Origin of the sequence: Streptomyces sp. NPDC021749 (assembly GCF_040640655.1) — a bacterium.
Lineage (GTDB): Bacteria > Actinomycetota > Actinomycetes > Streptomycetales > Streptomycetaceae > Streptomyces.
Window position 1 is genome coordinate 1 of sequence record NZ_JBFACE010000028.1, and the last position, 22,731, is coordinate 22,731.

Annotated in this window: 17 protein-coding genes; 6 read left to right on the forward strand and 11 right to left on the reverse strand. The window is 70.6% G+C overall.

Translation table 11 applies throughout. The features are described 5' to 3' along the window. Window positions 1-365: 365 nt before the first annotated feature. From AB0G35_RS24925 to thyX, 3 genes are all read right to left on the reverse strand, one after another. Window positions 366-2,051 (reverse strand): ribonuclease J, encoded by a 1,686-nt coding sequence (locus AB0G35_RS24925; protein WP_360953558.1) that lies wholly within the window; start codon window positions 2,049-2,051, stop codon window positions 366-368. Between the two features lie 113 nt (window positions 2,052-2,164). Continuing rightward, window positions 2,165-3,064, reverse strand: a complete 900-nt coding sequence (gene dapA, locus AB0G35_RS24930; RefSeq protein WP_030417239.1) for a 4-hydroxy-tetrahydrodipicolinate synthase — start codon at window positions 3,062-3,064, stop codon at window positions 2,165-2,167. Between the two features lie 197 nt (window positions 3,065-3,261). Further along, window positions 3,262-4,020: an FAD-dependent thymidylate synthase gene (thyX, locus tag AB0G35_RS24935; protein ID WP_360953562.1), complete on the reverse strand. Its 759-nt coding sequence runs from the start codon at window positions 4,018-4,020 to the stop codon at window positions 3,262-3,264. Window positions 4,021-4,252: 232 nt separating this feature from the next. On the opposite strand from thyX, the gene AB0G35_RS24940 reads away from it, so the two are divergent. Both AB0G35_RS24940 and AB0G35_RS24945 read left to right on the forward strand, forming a co-directional pair. Then, window positions 4,253-4,492, forward strand: a complete 240-nt coding sequence (locus AB0G35_RS24940; protein ID WP_360953565.1) for a hypothetical protein — start codon at window positions 4,253-4,255, stop codon at window positions 4,490-4,492. 116 nt (window positions 4,493-4,608) lie between these two features. Beyond that, a complete protein-coding gene (locus tag AB0G35_RS24945; protein WP_360953568.1) occupies window positions 4,609-5,163 on the forward strand; it encodes a PH domain-containing protein in 555 nt (184 codons plus the stop codon). Window positions 5,164-5,245: 82 nt separating this feature from the next. Here the strand turns inward: AB0G35_RS24945 and AB0G35_RS24950 are convergent, their stop codons facing one another. From AB0G35_RS24950 to eccD, 6 genes are all read right to left on the reverse strand, one after another. After that, window positions 5,246-5,695 (reverse strand): hypothetical protein, encoded by a 450-nt coding sequence (locus tag AB0G35_RS24950; RefSeq protein WP_360953571.1) that lies wholly within the window; start codon window positions 5,693-5,695, stop codon window positions 5,246-5,248. Window positions 5,696-5,706: 11 nt separating this feature from the next. Then, window positions 5,707-6,459, reverse strand: a complete 753-nt coding sequence (gene dapB / locus AB0G35_RS24955) for a 4-hydroxy-tetrahydrodipicolinate reductase (RefSeq protein WP_360953574.1) — start codon at window positions 6,457-6,459, stop codon at window positions 5,707-5,709. Window positions 6,460-6,517: 58 nt separating this feature from the next. Then, complete coding sequence (locus AB0G35_RS24960) at window positions 6,518-7,897, reverse strand: pitrilysin family protein (RefSeq protein WP_360953577.1); 1,380 nt, start codon at window positions 7,895-7,897, stop codon at window positions 6,518-6,520. Further along, window positions 7,894-10,116, reverse strand: a complete 2,223-nt coding sequence (locus AB0G35_RS24965; RefSeq protein ID WP_360953580.1) for a polyribonucleotide nucleotidyltransferase — start codon at window positions 10,114-10,116, stop codon at window positions 7,894-7,896. Before AB0G35_RS24965 ends, AB0G35_RS24960 begins: the two co-directional genes overlap by 4 nt. A 292-nt stretch (window positions 10,117-10,408) precedes the next feature. Then, a complete protein-coding gene (gene rpsO / locus AB0G35_RS24970; RefSeq protein WP_360953583.1) occupies window positions 10,409-10,696 on the reverse strand; it encodes a 30S ribosomal protein S15 in 288 nt (95 codons plus the stop codon). 153 nt (window positions 10,697-10,849) lie between these two features. Continuing rightward, window positions 10,850-12,313, reverse strand: a complete 1,464-nt coding sequence (gene eccD, locus AB0G35_RS24975; protein WP_360953586.1) for a type VII secretion integral membrane protein EccD — start codon at window positions 12,311-12,313, stop codon at window positions 10,850-10,852. Between the two features lie 255 nt (window positions 12,314-12,568). Here eccD and eccCa point away from each other — a divergent pair, with 255 nt between their 5' ends. After that, on the forward strand, window positions 12,569-16,525 hold the full coding sequence (gene eccCa, locus AB0G35_RS24980; RefSeq protein WP_360953589.1) for a type VII secretion protein EccCa: 3,957 nt from the start codon (window positions 12,569-12,571) through the stop codon (window positions 16,523-16,525). Window positions 16,526-16,614: 89 nt separating this feature from the next. Here the strand turns inward: eccCa and AB0G35_RS24985 are convergent, their stop codons facing one another. Together AB0G35_RS24985 and AB0G35_RS24990 are read right to left on the reverse strand one after the other, a co-directional pair. Beyond that, window positions 16,615-17,346, reverse strand: coding sequence for a WXG100 family type VII secretion target (locus AB0G35_RS24985; RefSeq protein ID WP_360953592.1), 732 nt, complete (start codon window positions 17,344-17,346; stop codon window positions 16,615-16,617). Continuing rightward, on the reverse strand, window positions 17,343-17,669 hold the full coding sequence (locus tag AB0G35_RS24990; protein WP_261955370.1) for a hypothetical protein: 327 nt from the start codon (window positions 17,667-17,669) through the stop codon (window positions 17,343-17,345). The genes AB0G35_RS24985 and AB0G35_RS24990 overlap by 4 nt, the downstream gene beginning before the upstream one ends. A gap of 237 nt (window positions 17,670-17,906) precedes the next feature. Between AB0G35_RS24990 and AB0G35_RS24995 the strand changes: the two genes are divergently transcribed. The 3 genes from AB0G35_RS24995 (at window position 17,907) to AB0G35_RS25005 (ending at window position 22,505) form a co-directional block, all read left to right on the forward strand. After that, a complete protein-coding gene (locus AB0G35_RS24995) occupies window positions 17,907-18,308 on the forward strand; it encodes a hypothetical protein (RefSeq protein ID WP_360953595.1) in 402 nt (133 codons plus the stop codon). A gap of 520 nt (window positions 18,309-18,828) precedes the next feature. Next, entirely contained in the window at window positions 18,829-21,183 is a 2,355-nt protein-coding gene (locus AB0G35_RS25000) for an ATP-binding protein (protein WP_360953598.1), read from the forward strand. After that, a complete protein-coding gene (locus AB0G35_RS25005; RefSeq protein WP_360953601.1) occupies window positions 21,180-22,505 on the forward strand; it encodes an SUKH-4 family immunity protein in 1,326 nt (441 codons plus the stop codon). The genes AB0G35_RS25000 and AB0G35_RS25005 overlap by 4 nt, the downstream gene beginning before the upstream one ends. The last annotated feature ends 226 nt before the right edge of the window (window positions 22,506-22,731 follow it).

Consider the following 22,731-nt stretch of genomic DNA (forward strand, 5'->3'; position numbering starts at 1 on the left):
CGCTTCCCTTCGGTCTTGCGTTTCCGACTCTATCAGATCCTCGCGGTCCTGATTTTCGCCGGTGCGTTTCGGCCTTTCGGCTTCTTCGCGGTTCCGACTCTATCAGATCCGATTCCTTGCCGTTTCCGGTTCGAATTCGGTCCGATTTTCCGTCGGAGGGGGTTTGCCTTTCGGCTGATCCGACTTTATCAGATTGCTCTTGGTCGGAATTCCGCCTCGCGGGGAGGGGCGTCCGTACGCACAGGCGTGCGGCGCTTCCCGTTCAGGAGGAGCCGTAAACGTACTGGAGCGGGGCGCCCGGATGCAAATCCGTGCGCCCCGCTCCGACTTGGGGACCTTCGTACGAGTTCGTACGGGCCGGCGCGTCAGACCTCGACGACCACGGGGAGGATCATCGGGCGGCGGCGGTAGTTGTCCGACACCCACTTGCCGACCGCGCGGCGGACCAGCTGCTGGAGCTGGTGGGGCTCGGCAATGCCGTCCTGGGCGGACTTGGCCAGCGCCTCGTCGATCTTGGGGACCACGCCCGCAAGGGACGCGTCGTCGATGCCGGAGCCACGGGCGTGCAGGTCCGGGCCGCCGACGATCTTGCCGGTGCTGGAGTCCACGACCACGAAGACCGAGATGATGCCCTCGTCGCCGAGGATGCGGCGGTCCTTGAGGGACGTCTCGGTGACATCGCCGACCGACAGGCCATCGACGTAGACGTAGCCGGCCTGCACCTTGCCGACGATCTTGGCGACGCCGTCGACCAGGTCGACCGCGACACCGTCCTCGGCGATGACGATGCGGTCCTTCGGGACGCCGGTCAGGGCGCCCAGTTCGGCGTTGGCGCGCAGATGACGCCACTCGCCGTGCACCGGCATGAGGTTCCGGGGCTTGCAGATGTTGTAGAAGTACAGCAGCTCGCCGGCTGAGGCGTGGCCCGAGACGTGGACCTTGGCGTTGCCCTTGTGGACGACGTCGGCGCCCCAGCGAGTGAGGCCGTTGATGACGCGGTAGACCGCGTTCTCGTTCCCGGGGATCAGGGACGAGGCCAGGATGACGGTGTCGCCCTGGACGATGCGGATCTGGTGGTCGCGGTTGGCCATGCGGGACAGCGCCGCCATCGGCTCGCCCTGGGAGCCGGTGCACACCAGCACGACCTCGTCGTCCGGAAGGTCGTCGAGGGTCTTGACGTCGACGACCAGGCCGGCCGGAACCCGCAGATAGCCCAGCTCGCGGGCGATGCCCATGTTGCGGACCATCGAGCGGCCGACGAAGGCGACCCGGCGGCCGTACTCGTGCGCCGCGTCGAGGATCTGCTGGATGCGGTGCACATGGCTGGCGAAGCTGGCGACGATGATGCGCTTCTGGGCGTTGGCGAACACCTGGCGCAGCACGCCCGAGATGTCGCGTTCCGGCGGGACGAAGCCGGGGACCTCGGCGTTCGTGGAGTCCACGAGGAGGAGGTCGATGCCTTCCTCGCCGAGCCGGGCGAAGGCCGGGAGGTCGGTCAGGCGGCGGTCCAGCGGGAGCTGGTCCATCTTGAAGTCGCCGGTGTGCACGACCATGCCCGCGGGGGTGCGGATGGCGACGGCCAGGGCGTCCGGGATGGAGTGGTTGACCGCGACGAACTCGCAGTCGAACGGGCCCAGACGCTCGCGCTCGCCCTCGGCGACCTCCAGTGTGTACGGACGGATGCGGTGCTCCTGGAGCTTGGCCTCGATCAGGGCGAGGGTCAGCTTTGAGCCGATGAGGGGGATGTCCGGCTTCTCGCGCAGGAGGTAGGGGACGCCGCCGATGTGGTCCTCGTGGCCGTGCGTGAGCACGATGCCGTCGATGTCGTCGAGGCGGTCCCTGATGGACGAGAAGTCGGGCAGGATCAGGTCGATTCCGGGCTGCTCCTCCTCGGGGAAGAGCACTCCGCAGTCGACGATCAGCAGCCGGCCGCCGTATTCGAAGACCGTCATGTTGCGGCCGATCTCTCCCAGGCCGCCGAGGGGGGTGACGCGCAGGCCGCCCTTGGGGAGCTTCGGCGGGGCGCCGAGCTCGGGATGCGGATGACTCAAAAGACTCTCCTCACCACGCGCGCCACGCTGCCGTAGAGGCACGTGGCGCGCATGACATTCGTGCACTTGCTATAAGGCGGTTGTTGGTCCGTATTCAGTTGTGAAGTCTTTGATCAGAGCTGTACCCCGCCGGCGGCGAGATCGCGCGTGAGCTGCTCGGTCTCCTCGGGGGAGAGCTCGACGAGCGGCAGGCGAAGGGGTCCGCCGGGCAGGCCCTGGAGCCCGAGGGCGGCCTTGGTCGTGATGACGCCCTGGGTGCGGAACATGCCGGTGAAGACGGGCAGCAGCTTCTGGTGGATCTCGGTGGCCTTGGTGACGTCGCCGTTGAGGTGCGCGTCCAGGAGGGCGCGCAGCTCGGGGGTGACGACGTGACCGACCACGGAGACGAAGCCGATGGCGCCGACCGAGAGCAGCGGGAGGTTGAGCATGTCGTCGCCGCTGTACCAGGCGAGGCCGGAGCGGGCGATGGCCCAGCTGGCGCGGCCGAGGTCACCCTTGGCGTCCTTGTTGGCGACGATCCGGGGGTGCTCGGCGAGCCGGACGATGGTCTCGGTGTTGATCGGGACGCCGCTGCGGCCGGGGATGTCGTAGAGCATCACCGGCAGGTCGGTGGCGTCCGCGATGGCCGTGAAGTGGCGCAGCAGGCCCTCCTGCGGGGGCTTGCTGTAGTACGGCGTCACCGCGAGCAGGCCATGGGCTCCGGCGTCCTGGGCAGCGCGGGCCAGCTCCAGGCTGTGGTGGGTGTCGTTCGTACCGGCTCCGGCGACGACGAAAGCACGGTCGCCCACCGCATCGACCACGGCGCGGACCAGCTGCGCTTTCTCCGCGTCACTGGTGGTCGGGGACTCACCGGTGGTGCCGTTGACGACGAGGCCGTCGTTGCCGGCGTCCACCAGATGGGCGGCGAGCCGCTGCGCGCCGTCGAGATCGAGAGCGCCATCCGCCGTGAACGGCGTGACCATGGCGGTCAGCACCCGCCCGAAGGGGGTCTGCGGTGTGGAAGTCGGAGCCATGGGTCCCACGCTACTCGTAGCTCACCGTGGGATGCGCCTCTGGGGAGCAGGGATGTGGACTCCGGCACTGCCTGCTCGGGGGTTCAAGCAGTGCCGGGTCCGTCTGTTCAGCGTAGATGAACTTCTCAAAATGCCGCAATCCGGACACCTCGCATGGCTACCTCGCGCACCTCGCCATCCGGCCCGCGGCCTGGGCCTTACGGCGCGATCCGGCCGTTCGCATTGAATGCGCCGTACGTGAGCGGCATGAGCTTGGCCCAGTGGGCCTCCATCTGCTCGCCGACCATCTCGATCTCGCGCTGCGGGAAGGAGGGCACCTTCGCCTGCTCGTGCTGCGTCCGCAGGCCGAGGAAGTGCATCAGCGAGCGGGCGTTGCAGGTCGCGTACATCGAGGAGTACAGGCCGACCGGGAGGACCGCACGGGCGACCTCGCGGGCGACGCCGGCGGCGAGCATCTCCTGGTAGGCGGTGTACGCCTGGCGGTAGGAGTCCTCCATGACACGGCCGGTGAGCTCGTGCTGCGCGGGGGTGCCCTCGACGAATTCGTACTTGCCCGGGCGGCCCTGCTGGACGAGCTTGCGGGCCTCGCCGGGGACGTAGAAGACCGGCTCCAGCTGGCGGTAGCGGCCGGACTCCTCGTTGTACGACCAGCCGACGCGGTGGCGCATGAACTCACGGAAGACGAAGATCGGCGCGCTGATGAAGAAGGTCATGGAGTTGTGCTCGAACGGGCTGCCGTGCCGGTCCCGCATGAGGAAGTTGATCAGGCCCTTGGAGCGCTCGGGGTCCTTCTGGAGCTCCTCAAGGGACTGCTCGCCGGCCGTGGAGACCCGGGCCGCCCAGAGCACGTCGCTGTCCGCGGCGCTGTGCTTGACCAGCTCGACCGTCACCTCGCTCCGGAAGCTGACGGCTTCAGCCTCGGGGCTTTCGGCGCTCTCGGCGGGGGTATGCGACACCGGCGGTTCCTTCCGTTCGATCCTCGTGCGCGACCAGCCTACGGCCCGCCACTGACAGTCCAGTAAATGGGGCGTGATGCCGCGTTAGCCGCAAAAGGGACGCTCTATAGCAGGGCACCGAGCGGGAGTTGATTTTTTTCACAGAAGTCTTGGAAAACGGGCACCAAACGGGCGGCGCAAACGTCTATCCCTGTGACAGTACCCACTACGAGGTTCCTAGGAGAGCCCCCTCATGTTCCGCCGGCGCGAGCCCGTCCCGTTCGCCTTCGTCGCAGAGGCAGACCGGTTCCGCAGCAATGTCACTCCCCCGCCGCGTGCGCGTCTCTCACGTACGCAGCTCGTCGGCCAGTCCCTGATCACGCTCACAGTGGTCGGCGGCCTGGCCGGTGCCCTGCTGTTCGGCGTTCCCGCGCTGCAGCAGGACAGCTCGGCCTCCAATCGGGTGCATCAGTCCGAGGCCGCCCACCACTGAGTGGCAGGGGCGGGGCGGACCAAGTGGTTCCGCCCCGCCGGTCCCGATAGCCTCACCGGTCACAGCTTCCGTCGGCACGCCCCCGCATGCCGAGCAGCCACCAGTGAGGATCAGCCGTGCCCCTGCCCTTCCTGACGGCCGACCGCCACCTCGACAACGGTGCCGCCGAACAGGCCGCACTGCCGTACGACGAGCCGGACCACTGGCGCCGTCCCTACCTCCCGGGACCGTGGCGGGTGGGGGCGGCGGCGGTGTTTTTGCTGCTCGCGTCGTTCGTGCTGCTGTCCGCGATGATCATTGCGATGGCCGGATCGCTGCCCGGGGCGGCCGCGGTGCTGGCGATCGGCGCCCTGGTGATCGCGCTGGCACTGCGGCTGCTGCGGGTCGGCGTGTGGGTCAGCGCCCGGGGCCTGCGCCAGGTGAACCTGCTGCGGACGACCACGGAACCGTGGAGCGCGATCGCGGCGGTCCGTACGGTCCAGCAGCCGGTGCGCTGGCTCGGCCTGCCGCGGACCGTGCAGGGCCAGGCGCTGCTCATCGAACGGCGCCAGGGCGAACCCCTGCGCACCCTGGTCACGGACCACAGCGGCGACTTCCTCGGCCGCCCCGAGTCCTTCGTACACGCCGCGGACGTCCTGGAGGCCTGGGCGGCGGAGTACCGGCGGGGGTAGACACCGCGGAGCCGGAGGGGGCGGCGGGCGGGCCCTTTGACGGCGGGGGCACCGGCAAGGGTTGGGGTCAGGGTGTTCCGGGCTAAGCCGGGGAAGCTGTCTCGTACAGCGTGATCGCGCGTTGCATGGCCTTGCGGGCTCGGGGGGTGTCGCGGGCGTCGTGGTAGGCGACGGCCAGGCGGAACCAGGTGCGCCAGTCGCCGGGGGCCGCTTCGGTTTCGGCCTGGCGGCGGGCGAAGACCGCGTCGGCGGAGTCCCGGTCGATACGGCCGCCGGGGGTCCGCTTCAGCTCGTCGGCCGGGAGGCCGCCCTCCGCCTCCAGTACGGCCGCGAGCCGGTGGGCGTTGCGTGCGAAGCGGGTGTTGTGCCACAGGAACCAGCCGCCGATGAAGGGCAGCACGAAGGCCACCGCGCCCATGCCCATGGCGGCCGGCTCGCCGGTCAGCAGGAGCAGTACGCCCTCCATGGCCACCACGCCGAAGACGAGCACCAGGACGGTGGCGAGGAAGAAGTAGGTGAACTTTCCGCCCATGACTGCCGGCCTCAGCCCAGATCGAGGAAGTTTTCCAGGCCCACCGTCAGGCCCGGGGTGGTCACCACGCGGCGGACGCCGAGCAGGATGCCCGGCATGAAGCTGCTGTGGTGGAGGGAGTCGTGGCGGATCGTGAGGGTCTCGCCCTCGCCGCCGAGGAGGACCTCCTGGTGGGCCAACAGGCCACGCAGGCGGACCGAGTGCACCGGGATGCCGTCGACGTCCGCGCCGCGGGCACCGTCCAGCGCGGTGGTGGTGGCGTCCGGCTGCGGCGCGCAGCCGGCCTCCTCGCGGGCCCTGGCGATCAGCTGGGCGGTGCGGGCCGCGGTGCCGGAGGGGGCGTCGGCCTTGTTCGGGTGGTGCAGCTCGACGACCTCGACGGACTCGAAGAAGCGGGCCGCCTGCTGGGCGAACCGCATGGTGAGCACGGCGCCGATGGAGAAGTTCGGGGCGATGAGCACGCCCGCCTGCGGTGCCGCGGCGAGCGAGGTGCGCAGCTGCGCGAGGCGGTCCTCGGTCCAGCCGGTGGTGCCGACGACGGCGTGGATGCCGTGCCGGACGCAGTAGTCGAGGTTGCCCATGACGGAGGCGGGGTTGGTCAGCTCGACCACGACCTGGGTGTCGTTCTCGACCAGCGTCTCCAGCTTGTCGCCCCGGCCCAGGGCGGCGACCAGCTCCATGTCCTCGGCGGCCTCGACGGCCCGTACGGCCTCGGAGCCGATGCGGCCCCGGGCTCCGAGTACGGCCACGCGCAGCTTGCTCATCGTTTCCTGTCTTTCTCTCGGTGGTACGGCGGCGGGCGGCCCGCCCGACGATCCGGTCCTAGGCGACGATGTCGTCCAGGCGGGCCGCCTGCCGGTCCTTCAGCGGGCCGATGACGGACAGCGAGGGGCGCCGGCCCAGGACCTCGCGGGCCACCTCGCGCACCTCGTCGGGGGTGACGGCCGCTATCCGGGCGAGCATCTCGTCGACCGACATCTGCTCGCCCCAGCACAGCTCGCTCTTGCCGATGCGGTGCATCAGCGCGCCGGTGTCCTCCAGGCCGAGGACGGTGGAGCCGCGCAGCTGGCCGATCGCGCGGTGGATCTCGTCGTCGCTGAGGCCGTGCGCGGCCACCTCGTCGAGTTCGTCGCGGCAGATCTTGAGGACGTCGTCCACCTGGTTGGGGCGGCAGCCCGCGTAGACGCCGAACAGGCCGCAGTCGGCGAAGCCGGAGGTGTAGGAGTACACGCTGTAGGCGAGGCCGCGCTTCTCCCGGACCTCCTGGAAGAGGCGGGAGGACATGCCGCCGCCGAGGGCGGTGTTCAGCACGCCCATGGCCCAGCGGCGGTCGTCGGTGCGGGCCATGCCGGGGACGCCGAGGACCACATGGGCCTGTTCGGTCCTGCGGTTGAGCAGTTCGACGCGGCCGGCGGTGCGGATCGCGCGGGCCCCGGAGCGCGGGGCGACCGGGGTGGCGTCCGTCCGGTCGAGCGCGCCGGCCTGCTCGAAGGCGCGGCGGACCTGGCGGACGACCTTGGCGTGGTCGATGTTGCCGGCCGCGGTGACGACGAGGTGGGTGGGGTCGTAGTGCTTCTTGTAGAAGCGGCGGATGCGGTCCGCGGTGAGGGCGTTGACGGTGTCGACGGTGCCCAGGACGGGGCGGCCGAGCGGGGTGTCACCGAGCATGGTGTGGGCGAACAGGTCGTGCACGCAGTCGCCCGGGTCGTCCTCGGTCATCGCGATCTCTTCGAGGATGACGCCGCGCTCGGCGTCGACGTCCTCGGCCTCGATCAGCGAGCCGGTGAGCATGTCGCACACCACGTCGATGGCGAGCGGCAGGTCGGTGTCGAGCACCCGCGCGTAGTAGCAGGTGTATTCCTTCGCCGTGAACGCGTTCATCTCGCCGCCGACCGCGTCGATGGCCGCGGAGATGTCCAGGGCGCTGCGCTGCTCGGTGCCCTTGAACAGCAGGTGTTCGAGGTAGTGCGTGGCGCCGTTCAGGGCCGGGGTCTCGTCGCGGGAGCCGACGTGCGCCCAGATGCCGAAGGTGACGGAGCGGACCGAGGGCAGCGTTTCGGTGACGATGCGCAGGCCGCCGGGCAGCGTGGTGCGGCGGACCGTGCCGGCGCCCGCGGTGCCCTTGAGAAGCGTTTGGGTACGGGCGACGGCCCGCCCCTCCGTGGAGGTGCGGGCCGTCGTCCGTTGCGTACGGGACGTCACTTGGCGGCGTCGTCCTTCTTGTCTTCCTTGGCGGCGTCCTCTTCCTCGATCACGGGGATGAGGGAGAGCTTGCCGCGCTGGTCGATCTCGGCGATCTCGACCTGGACCTTGGCGCCGACGCCGAGCACGTCCTCGACGTTCTCCACGCGCTTGCCGCCGGCGAGCTTGCGGATCTGCGAGATGTGCAGCAGGCCGTCCTTGCCCGGGAGCAGGGAGACGAACGCACCGAAGGTGGTGGTCTTGACGACCGTGCCCAGGTAGCGCTCGCCGACCTCCGGCATGGTCGGGTTGGCGATGCCGTTGATCGTGGCGCGGGCGGCCTCGGCGGCCGGGCCGTCGGCGGCACCGATGTAGATGGTGCCGTCGTCCTCGATCGTGATCTCGGCGCCGGTGTCCTCCTGGATCTGGTTGATCATCTTGCCCTTGGGGCCGATGACCTCGCCGATCTTGTCCACGGGGATCTTGACGGTGATGATCCGCGGGGCGTTCGGGGACATCTCGTCCGGGGTGTCGATCGCCTCCATCATCACGTCGAGGATGTGCAGACGGGCGTCGCGGGCCTGCTTGAGGGCCGCGGCGAGGACGGACGCCGGGATGCCGTCCAGCTTGGTGTCGAGCTGGAGGGCGGTGACGAACTGCTTGGTGCCGGCGACCTTGAAGTCCATGTCGCCGAAGGCGTCCTCCGCACCGAGGATGTCGGTGAGCGTGACGTAGTGGGTCTCGCCGTCGATCTCCTGGGAGATCAGGCCCATGGCGATACCGGCGACGGGGGCCTTGAGCGGCACACCGGCGTTCAGCAGCGACATGGTGGAGGCGCAGACCGAGCCCATGGACGTCGAGCCGTTGGAGCCGAGGGCCTCGGACACCTGGCGGATCGCGTAGGGGAACTCCTCGCGGGTCGGCAGGACCGGCATCAGCGCGCGCTCGGCGAGTGCGCCGTGGCCGATCTCGCGGCGCTTCGGGGAGCCGACGCGGCCGGTCTCGCCGGTGGAGTACGGCGGGAAGTTGTAGTTGTGCATGTAGCGCTTGCGGGTCACCGGGGAGAGGGTGTCCAGCTGCTGCTCCATGCGGAGCATGTTGAGGGTGGTGACGCCCAGGATCTGGGTCTCGCCACGCTCGAACAGGGCGGAGCCGTGCACCCGCGGGATCGCCTCGACCTCGGCGGCGAGCGTACGGATGTCCGTGACGCCGCGGCCGTCGATGCGCTTCTTCTCCTTGATGACGCGCTCACGGACCAGGGTCTTGGTCAGCGAGCGGTACGCGGCGGAGATCTCCTTCTCGCGGCCCTCGAACTCCGGCAGGAGCTTCTCGGCGGCGAGCGCCTTGACGCGGTCCAGCTCGGTCTCGCGCTCCTGCTTGCCGGCGATGGTCAGCGCCTGGGAGAGCTCGTCCTTGACGGCCTTGGTGAGGGCCTCCAGGACGTCGTCCTGGTAGTCGAGGAAGATCGGGAACTCGCCGACCGGCTTGGCGGCCTTGGCGGCGAGGTCCGACTGGGCCTTGCACAGGACCTTGATGAACGGCTTGGCGGCCTCCAGGCCGGCGGCGACGACCTCCTCGGTCGGGGCCTCGGCGCCGTCCTTGACCAGCTGGACGGTCTTCTCGGTGGCCTCGGCCTCGACCATCATGATCGCGACGTCGCCGTCGGGGAGCACCCGGCCGGCCACGACCATGTCGAAGACCGCGTCCTCAAGCTCGGTGTGCGTCGGGAAGGCGACCCACTGGCCCTTGATGAGGGCGACGCGGGTGCCGCCGATGGGGCCGGAGAAGGGCAGGCCGGCCAGCTGCGTGGAGCAGGAGGCGGCGTTGATGGCGACCACGTCGTAGAGGTGGTCGGGGTTGAGCGCCATGATCGTCTCGACGATCTGGATCTCGTTGCGCAGGCCCTTCTTGAACGACGGGCGCAGCGGGCGGTCGATCAGGCGGCAGGTGAGGATGGCGTCCTCGGAGGGGCGGCCCTCACGACGGAAGAAGGAGCCGGGGATCTTACCGGCCGAGTACATCCGCTCCTCGACGTCGACGGTCAGCGGGAAGAAGTCCAGCTGGTCCTTCGGGGTCTTGGAGGCGGTGGTGGCCGACAGCACCATGGTGTCGTCGTCCAGGTACGCGACGGCGGAGCCGGCGGCCTGCTTGGCCAGGCGGCCCGTCTCGAAGCGGATGGTGCGGGTGCCGAAGGAACCGTTGTCGATCACGGCTTCGGCGTAGTGGGTCTCGTTCTCCACCAGGAATATCTCCTCGTCTGCGTCTGCTGCCCGTATGGCGGCAGACCGTCTTCGGTGGAGCGCCGGTGCGGGCCGGTCTTCGATCGAAGCACCCGGAGTGATGGCGCATGGTGTCCATGGATCGTCCGGGGGCCACTACCGAGGACCGGCGGCCAGGAGGCGCTCCTACCGCGTTCACTTTTGCGATATGGCACCAGAGTACAAAGCTTCCGTCCACCTTGAGGGGGCACGGAGTCCGGTGCGTATGGCAAAGGGAGCGGTCCCCGGTGGGAACCGCTCCCTCTACGGCGTCTTACTTGGCGCCCGCCGCGCCGCGGCGGATGCCCAGGCGCTCGACCAGCGCACGGAAGCGCTGGATGTCCTTCTTCGCCAGGTACTGCAGCAGGCGGCGGCGCTGGCCGACCAGCAGCAGCAGACCACGGCGGGAGTGGTGGTCGTGCTTGTGGGTCTTGAGGTGCTCGGTCAGGTCCGAGATGCGGCGGGAGAGCAGCGCGACCTGGACCTCGGGGGAGCCGGTGTCACCCTCCTTGGTGGCGAACTCGGCCATGATCTGCTTCTTCGTAGCGGCGTCGAGCGACACGCGGTACTCCTTGGGGTCGGGGCCGTCGAGCGTCCCTGGTCTGCTTCACAGGGAATCCTTGGATGACTCGGCCGGGCCGTCACACAGCGTACCAGTTGGAAACGGCCCCCCGACCGGGTGGTCGGGGGGCCGTGGCCGTGAGCGGGGGCCGCGCTAGTTGCCGGTGAGGCCGCGCACGGTGTTGTAGACGTCGAGGACCGCCAGGCACAGCGGGACCAGGGACAGCAGCACGAGGCCGTCGAAGATGTCGAAGATCCGGCCCCAGAAGGGGGTGACGCCCTTGCGGGGAACGACCAGGCCGACGCCGACGAGGACGGCCGCGCCCACCGCGATGCTGCTGGAGAACCAGACGGTGCGGATGTTCAGCGGGCCGGAGTCCTGGTACTGCAGCAGGTCGACGAAGATGTCCTGCGGCGGGTGCAGGGCGATGCCCAGGATCAGCAGGACGATGGTCAGGATGCCGGCGATGGTCAGGCAGGCGACCTGCGCGGTGTAGTCGAAGAGCCGGGCGCGCAGCATGATCGTGATGCCGGCGGCCAGGGCGAGCAGCTGGGCCCACATGTTGTCGGAGAAGCCGAGGACGATACCGGCGGAGCCGACGACGAGGGCGGAGCAGCCGGCGACGAGGCCGAGCAGCAGTTCGTGGCCGCGCTTGGCCTGGTTGCCGATCTTGATGAAGTCGACGGACTCGGTCTCGCCGCCGTTGTCCAGGGAGCCCTTGGCGATCTGGTCGGGCGAGCGGTAGCCGATGGGCAGCCGGGCGAAGCGGGCGGAGAGGCCGGGGAGCCAGGCGACCATGGCGATGGCGACGACGGCGGTGACGGCGGCGACCTCGCGGGGCTCGGCGTCGGTGAGGATCGCGGCGAAGACCGCGAGGGTGCCGATGGCGGAGAGGAAGGCGGCCGCGACGAAGGGGGCGTCACCGCGCGGCAGCAGCACCACGAGCAGTACGGACGCGATGAGTACGGTCACGCAGCCGACGAGGAGGTGCAGCCGGCCGGGGCCGGCGCCCTCCTCGACCGGGAAGATGCCGGATCCGGCGATGAGCAGGTGCGGCAGCGCGGACAGGCCCAGGGCGATGGAGGAGCCGTGGTCGTCGTAGACCCGGGCGCGGACGCCGGCGAGGGCGACCAGGACGATGCCGACGACACCGGCGATGATGCCGGGCAGGCGGTGCATGTCGCGGTCCACCGGGTTCGAGAACCACAGGGCGAACGCCATCATGACGAGCAGCAGCACACCGGCGCTGAGGCCGAGGGTGTGCATGAGGTCGTCGCTCCAGCGGTTGCGGTTGCGCTTGACCGCGGAGGCGACGGCGTCGGAGACGTCGTCGAAGACCGGGAGCGGCAGCGATTCGGCGAACGGCTTCAGGAGCAGGAGGTCGCCGTCGAGGATCTGCTGCTGCGCGAGCGACTGCCCGGCGTCGAGGACCGTGCCGTCGCGGCGTACGAGGTGGTAGCCGGTGGGCGCGCCCTCCGCCTGGGACTGCCCGGAGAGCCGCAGGATCTCCGGATAAATGTCGACGAGTGCGACGTCCTCCGGCAGTGCCACGTCGATCCGTGCATCGGGCGCGGCGACCGTGACCCGGCAAAAGCCGGTGCCAGTGCTCGTGCTCACCTGGCGGTTCCCCCTATCCGTTGGGCGTTTTGTCGCTTCGCGCGCCGTATATATAGAGCCGTCTCTGCGGGGCCGTGGCACGCTCGCGAGGCGTCAGCGTACCGTCCAATTCGGCGACCGCCCCACCCACCCCGCGACTTGACGCTTAACAGTAGGATCAACGCCTGGTTCGGGCCAAGGACTTGGCTCGGGGGGACCGTCGAATCCAACGGGGGCGGTCCGAGACTGCGAGATGCATGAAGGACTGATGCCTCGGTGAGCGTTGTCATCGTCAAGCGCCCGCCCCGCGCGCTGCCACCCGAAGTCCCCTCCGAGGAGGTGACACTTGAGGCTCCGCCTGAGCTGCCCCGCGAAGGTGAGCAGGAGAACCTCTTCATGACGTTTATGCCCATGATGGGTATGGCGTCCTCCGCGGGATTCCTGTTCATGGGCAACCAGCCGTTCATGAAAATCATGGGTGGCTTTATGGTGGCGTCCACGTTGGCAATGGCGATCATGCAGATCGTCAAGGCGCGGCAAGGCCCTTCCGGACAAATGGTCCAGGAGCGCCAGGATTACCTCAAGTACCTTGCGCAGAAGCGGAAAGAGGTGCGGCGGACCGCGCGTAAGCAGCGGGATGCGCAGCTTTTCACCCACCCCGATCCGAGCCAGTTGTGGTCGATCGTCGCGGAAGGCAAACGCGTCTGGGAACGGCGGGCGACCGACCCGGACTTCGGGCAGGTACGTCTCGGGCTCGGGCCGCAGCAGCTGGCCACCCCGCTGAGGGCTCCGGAGACCGCCCCGGTCGACGAGCTGGAGCCGCTCACCGCGCACGCGATGAAGGAATTCCTCGACAAGCACGGGCAGTTGGACAACCTGCCGCTCGCGGTCTCGCTGCGCGCCTTCTACCACCTGACCGTCTCCGGTGACCCGGACACCGTCTACGGCACGGCCCGCGCCATCATCGCCCAGCTGTGCACCCTGCACTCCCCCGAGGACCTGGTCGTGGCCGTCGTCGCCGCGCCCGGTGCGCAGGCGGAGTGGGAGTGGACGAAGTGGCTGCCGCAGGTGCAGGACAAGACCACGGACGGCGCGGGCAGCCGCCGGCTGGTGGTCGGTGACCTCGGCGAGGTCGAGGAGCTGCTGGCGGACGAGCTGGAGGGCCGCGGGCGGTTCAACCCGCAGGGCACGCCGGTGACCGACACCCCGCACGTGGTCATCATCCTGGACGGCGGCGAGGTCCCGATGGACTCGGTGATCGCCGGTGCCGAGGGCCTGCAGGGTGTCACCATCATCGAGGTCGTCCCGGGCGACCTGGACGAGATCCGCGGCGGCCTGGCCGTACAGGTGTGGCCGGGCAAGCTGGTGCTGGAGTCGGCCAGCGGCGCGGTCTACCACGGTGTCTGCGACACCCTCTCGATCGCCGAGTCGGAGGCGTTGGCGCGTCAGCTGGCCCCGCTGCGGGCGGGTTCGGGCGCGGACGGCGAGGAACCGCTGCTGTCCGCCCTGGACTTCACCGACCTGCTCAACATCGGCGACGCCGGTTCCCTGGACGTCTCGCGCACCTGGCGGCCGCGGACGCTGGCCGAGCGGCTGCGCGTCCCGATCGGTGTCGACCGCGACGGTCAGCCGGTCATGCTGGACATCAAGGAAGCCTCGCAGCAGGGCATGGGCCCGCACGGCCTGTGTGTCGGTGCGACCGGTTCCGGTAAGTCCGAGGTGCTGCGCACGCTGGTGCTGGCGCTGGCGGTCACGCACTCCTCCGAGACGCTGAACTTCATCCTCGCGGACTTCAAGGGTGGCGCCACCTTCACCGGCATGTCGGACATGCCGCACGTCGCGGCGGTCATCACCAACCTCGGTGAGGACGTCACGCTGATCGACCGCATGCGCGACTCGATCACCGGTGAACTCCAGCGCCGTCAGGAGCTGCTGCGCTCCGCGGGCAACTACGCCAACATCACCGACTACGAGAAGGCGCGTGCCGCGGGTGCCCCGCTGGACCCGCTGCCGTCGCTGGTGATGATCATCGACGAGTTCTCCGAGCTGCTCGCCGCCAAGCCCGACTTCATCGAGATGTTCATCCAGATCGGCCGCATCGGCCGTTCGATGGGTGTGCACATGCTGCTCGCCTCGCAGCGTCTGGAAGAGGGCAAGCTGCGCGGTCTGGACACCTTCCTGTCCTACCGGTTGGGTCTGCGGACGTTCTCCGCGGCCGAGTCGCGGACCGCGATCGGTGTGCCGGACGCCTACCACCTGCCCAACGTCCCCGGTTCCGGCATCCTGAAGTACGACACCGAGACGATGGTGCAGTTCAAGGCCGCGTACGTGTCCGGTACCTACCGCGGTCCGGGCGGCGGCGGCCGGGGCGGCAGCGGCGGCCGGTCGATGCGGATGCCGGTGCCGTTCACCGCGGCCCCGGTCATCGAGCAGATCATCGAGGAGCCCGTCGTCGAGGCGACGGAGCCGGAGATCGACGACGCGCTGGCCGACACCGTGCTGGACGTCATGGTGCAGCGGATGCAGGGCCAGGGCCCGCCGGCGCACCAGGTGTGGCTGCCCCCGCTGGAGGAGGCGCCGACCGTCAACCAGCTGCTGCCGACGCTGGCGGTCACGCCCGAGCGGGGCGTGCACGCGGCGGAGTACACCGCGCTCGGCAAGCTCGTGGTGCCGGTCGCGCTGGTGGACAAGCCGTTCGAGCAGCGGCGTGACGTGATGTACCTGGACTTCTCCGCGGGTGCCGGTCACGGTCTGGTCGTCGGTGGTCCGCAGTCCGGCAAGTCGACCCTGATCCGTTCCGCGATCGCGGCGTTCGCGCTCACCCACACCCCGGCCGAGGTGCAGTTCTACTGCCTCGACTTCGGTGGCGGCGGCATGCTCACGATGGAGGACCTGCCGCACGTCGGCGGTGTCGCCTCGCGTCTGGACGCGGAGAAGGTCCGCCGTACGGTCGCCGAGGTCGTGGGCATCCTCAACGAGCGCGAGGAGTTCTTCCGGCAGAACAACATCGACTCCATCGCGACCTACCGCCAGCGGCGGGCCGCGGGCGCCTTCCCCGGCGAGAAGTGGGGCGACGTCTTCCTGATCATCGACGGCTGGGCGACGTTCAAGACCGACTACGAGCAGCTGGACCCGGTGATCCTGGACATCGCCGCCCGCGGTCTCGGTTTCGGTGTCCACCTGATCATCGCCGGCGCCCGCTACACCGAGGTCCGCCCGGCGCTGCGCGACCAGCTCCTCAACCGCGTCGAGCTGCGCCTGGGTGACCCGATGGAGTCGGAGTTCGACCGCAAGCGCGCGGAGAACGTCCCGATGGGCAAGCCGGGCCGTGGTCTGTCCCCGGAGAAGCTCGACTTCCTCTCGGCGCTGCCGCGTCTGGACGGCATGAGCGACCCGGAGACGCTCAGCGACGGCATCGCCAACCTGGTGGCGACGGTCAAGGAGCACTGGCAGGGCGAGCCCGCCCCCAAGGTGCGGATGCTGCCGACGATGCTGCACGCCACCGAGCTGCCCAAGGGCAGCGACTACCCGGAGCACGGCATCGCGATCGGTGTCGACGAGACCACGCTGTCGCCGGCGTTCATCGACTTCGAGACCGACCCGCTGCTGGTCATCTACGGCGAGAGCGAGTCCGGCAAGTCGTCGCTGCTGCGCCTGCTGGCCAAGCAGATCGCCGAGCGGTACCCGTCGGACAAGGCGCTCATGGTGGTCTCCGACTACCGCCGTGCGCTCCTCGGGGAGATCCCCGAGAGCCACATGTACAAGTACTGCGCCGCGGGCCCGCAGCTGCAGGAGGTCATCAGCGGACTGGCCGGTTCGCTGGGCCGCCGGATGCCCGGGCCGGACGTCACGCCGGAGCAGCTGCGCAACCGCAGCTGGTACGACCTGCCGGACGCGTTCGTGATCGTGGACGACTACGACCTGGTGGCGACCAGCAGCGGCAACCCGCTGCAGCCGCTGCTGGAGTACCTGCCGTTCGCCCGTGACCTGGGTCTGCGCCTGATCATCGCGCGCAGTTCCTCGGGCGCCGGACGGTCGTCGTTCGAGCCCGTGATGCAGCGGACGAAGGAGCTCGGTGCGCAGGGTCTGATCCTGTCGGCCGACCCGGCGGAGGGTCCGCTGATGGGCAACATCAAGGGCCAGCCGCTGACGCCGGGCCGGGCCACGTTCATCACGCGCAAGCGTGGTGCGCAGCTGGTCCAGACGGGCTGGCTGCCGGCCCACAGCGGGTAACCGGCGAGCACGGCAACGGCGGTGGGGCGTCCCTCTGGGAGGGGCGCCCCACCGCCGTTTCGTGTGCGATGACGGAACCGGGCCGTCGCTCAGCCGAAGGCGCCGTGCTGGGTGGTGTCCGGGGCGGCGGGCTCCGCGGGCTTCTGCTCCGCCGGGGCCGGCGCGTCCTTCTTGCCGGAGGTGGTCGGCGCGGCGGACGCGGCGGGTGCGGCCTTGGCGTCCCGCTCCGCACCCGGCGCCGGATCCGGGTCGGCCGGCCGGGTCCGTACGCCCTTGGCGAGGCCCTCGCCGCCGCGGGTCGCGGCCGGGCCGTCCCCCGCCGGCCCGAACGGGTCCGCTCCGTGCACGGCCGTGGAGGTCTCCCAGGTGTGCCGTGCGGACGGGACCGAGCTCTGGCCGCCGCCCCGGCCGCCGCGCTTGCCGAAGGCGCCGCCGAGCCCGTTGGCGAGCTGACCGAGCGCCATGAAGCCGTAGGCGACCTGGGGGCCGGACGAGGACTGGCCGCCGCCCGAGGCGCTGTTCGCCTGCGGGGCGCCGTGGTCCTGGTCGCCCTTGTCGTCCTTGTCGTCGGGGTGCTGCGCGGCGGCGGTCTCCAGGTCGGCCGCGGCCAGTTCGAAGGCCGGCAGCGCGTCGTCGACGGACCGCTTGAGGCGGTGCCACTCCGCGGCGAACGCCTCGCCCGCCGGGCCGTGCCAGTTGGCCGCGGCCGCGGTACCGACGTCCCGGTCCAGGTCGCGGACCATGCCGTCGAGGTGCCTGCCCATCTCCCGCCAGCCGGCCGCCGCTTCGTGCAGGGCCTCGGGGTTGCGTCGTCCGCTCACTTGGCGCTCCGCATCTTCTCGACGCTCCGCAGGGTGTCGACCAGCTCGTCCTCGGCCGCCTCCGTGTTGGCGACGGTCTCCTTGATGCCGCTGCTGACCTCGGCGAGCCGCTCCTGCAGCTGGACGAGGGCGTGCTCGGCCTGCTCGTACAGCTCGCGGAACGGCCGGGCCGCCTCGTCGCTGCCGAATCCGTCCCGCAGCGCCTCGGCATCGGCCCGCCGTCTGAATGCGGCCAGCTGCCGGCTCAGTTCTTCCGCGCGTATCCCGAAGGACGCACCGAGCTTGTGCAACTCCTCCGTACTGAGCCGGACTTCGTCGGACATCATTTCTCCCCGAATTGAATGACAGCTGCCTGCCAACATCGCCTCAGGTCTAGCACACCCGCAATAGCCCCGAAGCCCGCTGTGAACCGGCCGGCCGCCGGACCGTGGAATGGATACGGAGCAATATGCGGCAATACCGACAACCCCCGCCTTGACGGCGCGTTCACATCCGTCATTAGACTCTGGACGCCGGTGCAGCACACGTGGTTGCTGTGCCATCACGTCAAGGGGGCAGAGATGAGCAACGAGCGGCAGATCCAGGACGAGGACCTGATGGACGTCGCCCAGGATCCGGAGCAGGCGCACCGGCTGCGGAAGGCCCTGAAGGTCCTGGCGGAGAACCCCAACGTCGGCGGCAAGCTCCAGGAGATGGCCCAGGAGGTGCTGTCCGGCCGCATCGGCATGAAGGAAGCCATCCAGACACCGGGCTACATGGACGCCATCGGCGACCGGCTGGGCGAGATGCGGCGGGCCGCGGAGAACCAGACCATGGCTGAGCGCGAGGAGTCGCGCGAGAAGTTCGCCGCCTGGCAGAAGGAACAGGAAGAGAAGGAAGACCAGGAGCGCGCCGAGCGCGACGGCCCGTCGGGGAACATCGTCACCGGCTCGCGGCGCGGCGGTCGCGGCCACCGCCGCTGAACCCGCTCCCCGCTGCCGCCTGAACTCCCCGGGCGAATTCCCGGGATCTTCCGCGGCCTTGGGTGTGCGTGTGCCGCCTCGTGCCCTGTGGTGTCATCGTGCCGTACGGCGTCGTCGTACCGTATGGCGGCGTCGTACCGCATTGCGGCGTCGTACCGCATTGCGGCGTGATGCAAAGAGTGCCCGAGGGTGCTCATAGCGAAAGAAGCAGATCAATACCCGGGAATTTCGGGCATTGATCTGCTCCTTTCTCCACAGCACATTCCCAACACTCGCGTTTTCTCCATAACGGGCGACCACTCCCGGCGGCTGCGGCCGCAGGAGCCCCTGCCTTCACCGGCGCCCCACAAGCCCGGCATGCCGCCCGCACACCCGCTCCGGCCTGCGTGTTCCAGTTCCGGAACAGCCGGACCCGCGGCGTCCCGGGCACGCGGCCCGGATCATAGGATCGAACCGGTAAGCCGCTACACGCAGGAATCCACGAAGGTGGAGGGCGGGATTGATGGGGGACGAGGAAGCCATGAGCGCCTCAGACGAGGGAAACGCCCGAACAGCCGGCTACGCTCCGCATCCGTACATCGGCGGCCGCACCGCCGTGCTGCGCGCCCTGGCGGCCTGGCGCATGCGCTGGCCCGGTGCGCCGCGCGTCATCGTGCTCACCGGAAATCCGGGCAGCGGTCGGTCACGCCTGGTCACCGGCTTCCTGATGATGTGCGACCCCGGCTACCGCAAGCAGCTGCCGCTGGACGACCTGGACCCGGCCACGGTGCCGCCGGACCTGCCGCCGCCGGCCGTACCGAGCCCGGAGGGCCGTACCGCGGCGCAGTTGCTGTGGCTCATCGCCGACCACTTCGGCCTGCGGGCCGGCCGCACCGAGGACGTCTTCACCGAACTCGCCGCTCGTGAGGAGCCGGTGACGATCGTGGTGCCGGACGTCGACCGGGCCGGTCCGGTGCGCGCCGCCCAGGAGCCGGCCCGGCTCGTCCGGGACGTGCTCGCCCCGCTCGCCGCCGTCGAAACGGTTCAGCTGCTGGCCGACGTCCCTCGGGAACTGGCCGCGGAGCTCGCCGGGGCGCTGCCCGCCGGGCAGGTCCAGGTCATCGACCTCGACGCTCCCGAATGGGCCGACCCCGCGGGTCTGGTGCTGCACGCCGAGACCGCGCTCGACCCGGACACCGGCGCGCCGGAACTCCCGTACACCACCGACCCGTCGGCCCGCCGGGCGCTCGCCGAGGCGCTGGCCGGTCGGGCGGTGGGCAACCGGCTGACCGTCCAGCTGACGCTGCAGTCGCTGCTCATGCAGCCCGAGGGCTTCGACCCGGCGGATGCCGCGCAGCTGCCCGGCAGCGTGGGCGAGGTGCTCGATCTGCACGCCCGCCGGCTCGGCGCCGACCCGCAGACGCTGCGGCTGATGCTGGCCCCGCTGGCGTTCGCCGAGGGCGAGGGGCTGCCGGTCGAGCTGCTGGGCACCCTGGCGAACGCCGTCGCCGGACGGGACATGAGCCAGGACATCGCCAACGGCATGCTGCTGGCCGCCCCGTTCATCCAGCCGGTCGAGGTCGAGGCGGACGACGACGCGGCGGAGGCGGCGCCGGCGGACGGCGAGGGGACCGCGGACGCCTCCGCTGCCGGGCCCGCACGCACGCTGCTCCGCCTGATGCACCCCGCCCTCGCCGAGGAGATCCGGGCCGGCCTGCCCGACGTCCGTGACGCCCAGACCAAGATCGCCATGGCACTGCTGGAGGCGGTCCCCCATCAGGACTGGGCGCAGGCCGATCCGTACGTCCGCGACCACCTCGCGGCGCACACCCTCGAAGCCGGTCTGCTGCCCCAGCTCCTCACCGACCCGGGCCTGTTCGCGCACGCCGATCCGGTGACCCTGCGGGCCGCCGTCGAGGCCGTCCCGCTGGAAGCGCTGGGCGCACCGGCCCGTACGTACCTGCGCACGGCCCCGCTGCTCACCCGCACGCAGGCGTCGGCCGAGATGCGGGCGGCCTTCCTGGAGACCGCGTTCGTCGAGGACGGGCTGACGCCGTACGCCGAGGCGCTGCACACCCGCGGCTTCCGGCTGCCGTGGCGGACGCTGTGGAGCGCACCACTCCCCGGCGTCGCCGCGGTGACCGCCGGCACCCTCCCCCAGGAGGGCACGAAGAACGCGGACGGTACGGGCGGCACGGACGGTATGAGCGGTACGGGCGGCACGGACGGTATGAGCGGTACGGGCGGCACGGACGGTATGGGCGGTACGGGCGGTACGGGCGGCACGGACGGTATGGGCCGCACGGACGGTATGAGCGGCACAGACGGCAGGGAGAACTCGAAGGGCGCCACCTCGCGCGCCGTCGTCGCCCTGCTCGTCCCCGAGGGCCCTCCCGGCTCCCGTACGGTGCGGTCCACCACGGGTGCCGCCGGGTCCGAGCCGGGTGGCGCGGAGAGCGCGGACGGGGCGGACGGGGCGGACGGGGCAGGCGCGCCGGGAGACGCGGCCCTGGCGGATGCCGCCTCCGACCGCGCCGGTCAGGCGGTCCTGCTGCACGACCTGTGGACGCCGGAGTACGTGGACGCCGACCCCGCGCAGGTGCTGCGCCCCTCGGACGACGAGCGCGCCGCGGCACCCTTCGGGCTCAGCCGGGGCGCCGACTACCTGCGGGTCTGGGCCCGGGCGACCCAGCAGGTGGTGGCGGCGCTCGTGTCCGACTCCCCGATCACCGCCGCCGACCTCTCCCCGGACGGTGTGCTCGTCGTCGCCACCGAGCGCGGAGTGACCGCCCGCCAGATCCTCGCGGCCGCCCCCGCGGCCCCCACCGTGCCGGCCCAGCGCGCCGCCACCACTGACGCCGACGCTTCCCACGGCCTCGAAGGAGACCACTCGTGATCACCCAGGCGCAGGCACACGCCACCGCCGCCCGCTGGCTCAACCCCGAGGGGCACCAGGGCCCGCCGCGCGAGGTGGCCATGCAGGAGTTCGACCTCGGCTGGGTGGTGTGGGCCGTACCGCCGCCCCCGGAGGTCGACCCGCAGACCGGGCAGCGCCGCCCGCCCGCCGAGATCGGCACCGCCTGCGGCGTCGTCGACCGGGCCTCCGGCGAGCTGACCGTCTGGCCGTCCGTACCGGTCGACGAGGTCGTGCGGATGTACCAGCAGAAGCACGGCGGCGGCGCGGCCCCCTCGGAACCTTCCCGGCCGCCGGTCACCGGCCCCGGCAACACCGCCGTCGCCACCTACAACGACCCCGCGACCGGCGAGGAGACCAGCCTCGCCCGGGTCTCGGCCCCCGGCCAGCCGCCCGTGGAGTACCAGCTGTACGAGGAGCTGCGGCGGCTGGGCGTGGACCCGGCGGCCGTCCACGCGGTCCACACCGACCTGCGCCCGGCCCTGCTGCCCGGCGGCTACCCCGGCGACTTCGTCCTCCGCACGTTCCCCAACGCCTCGTTCTCCTGCACCGAGGGCTACGGCATGCGGCCCGAGGAGCGCGCCGAGGGCGTCGCGGGGCTGCTGCGGCACGTCGAGATGATGCACCAGCTGGCGGGCCAGCAGCCGCCGCCGCGGCCGCACCGGGTACCGGTTCCTGAGCGCGTCGAGCCGGCGCCGCCGATGCGGGACGTGGCCCTCGGCAAGCACCTCGTGGAGGTCTACGGCCCCGAGGGCGTCCACCGCCCGGACGCCGACGACCTGGCCCCGACCCAGCTGCCCGAGGCCACCAAGAACACCCTGCTCTGGGCCGGACTCCCGTCCCAGGTCCCGTACTTCTTCACCGCCGACCGCCCCGACACCCCGCCCGCCGGCGGGCTGTTCACGGACGTGGCGACCCACCTCCGCGAGGTCGGCACGCAGGCCAAGGAGCAGACGCTCGACACGCTGGCCGGCTACGTCCGGATCGGCGCCGACGGGCTGTACACCATCGCCGTCCAGTGCACCGCCCCGGAGACCAACCAGAACCTCATCGGCACCATCTGGGCCGTCCAGCCCTCCTCCGGCGGCGGCCGCTTCGTCAACCGCACCCTCTCCGCCCACCTCCGCTCCCTCGCCCTCCTCACCACCACCCGCCGGGAGATGCAGGGCCTGGACCCGGCAGCGGCGGGCACGGCGGTGGCGGCCTTCCAGGAACAGATCGCGGCGATCGACTCCTGGGCACTGGACGACCAGGGCAACTGGTGGTCGCTGGTGATCGAGCAGATGTGGCACGGGTTGTTCTGATTGTTCTGAGGCCTTGAGCGGTAGGTGGCGTTGCCGTGGGTGGCTGTGGGTGGCGTGGCCGTAGGTGGCCGTGGGTGGCGTTGCTGTAGATGGCCGCGGGTGGCTTGCGTAGGTGGCGAGTGCGGAGTCCATCGTTTGGGAGGGCTCCGCACTTTCCTGCGCAGGGGGCTCCGACACTCCGTGCGCAGGGGATCAGCGCTTCCCTGCGCAGGGGCCTCCGCACTCC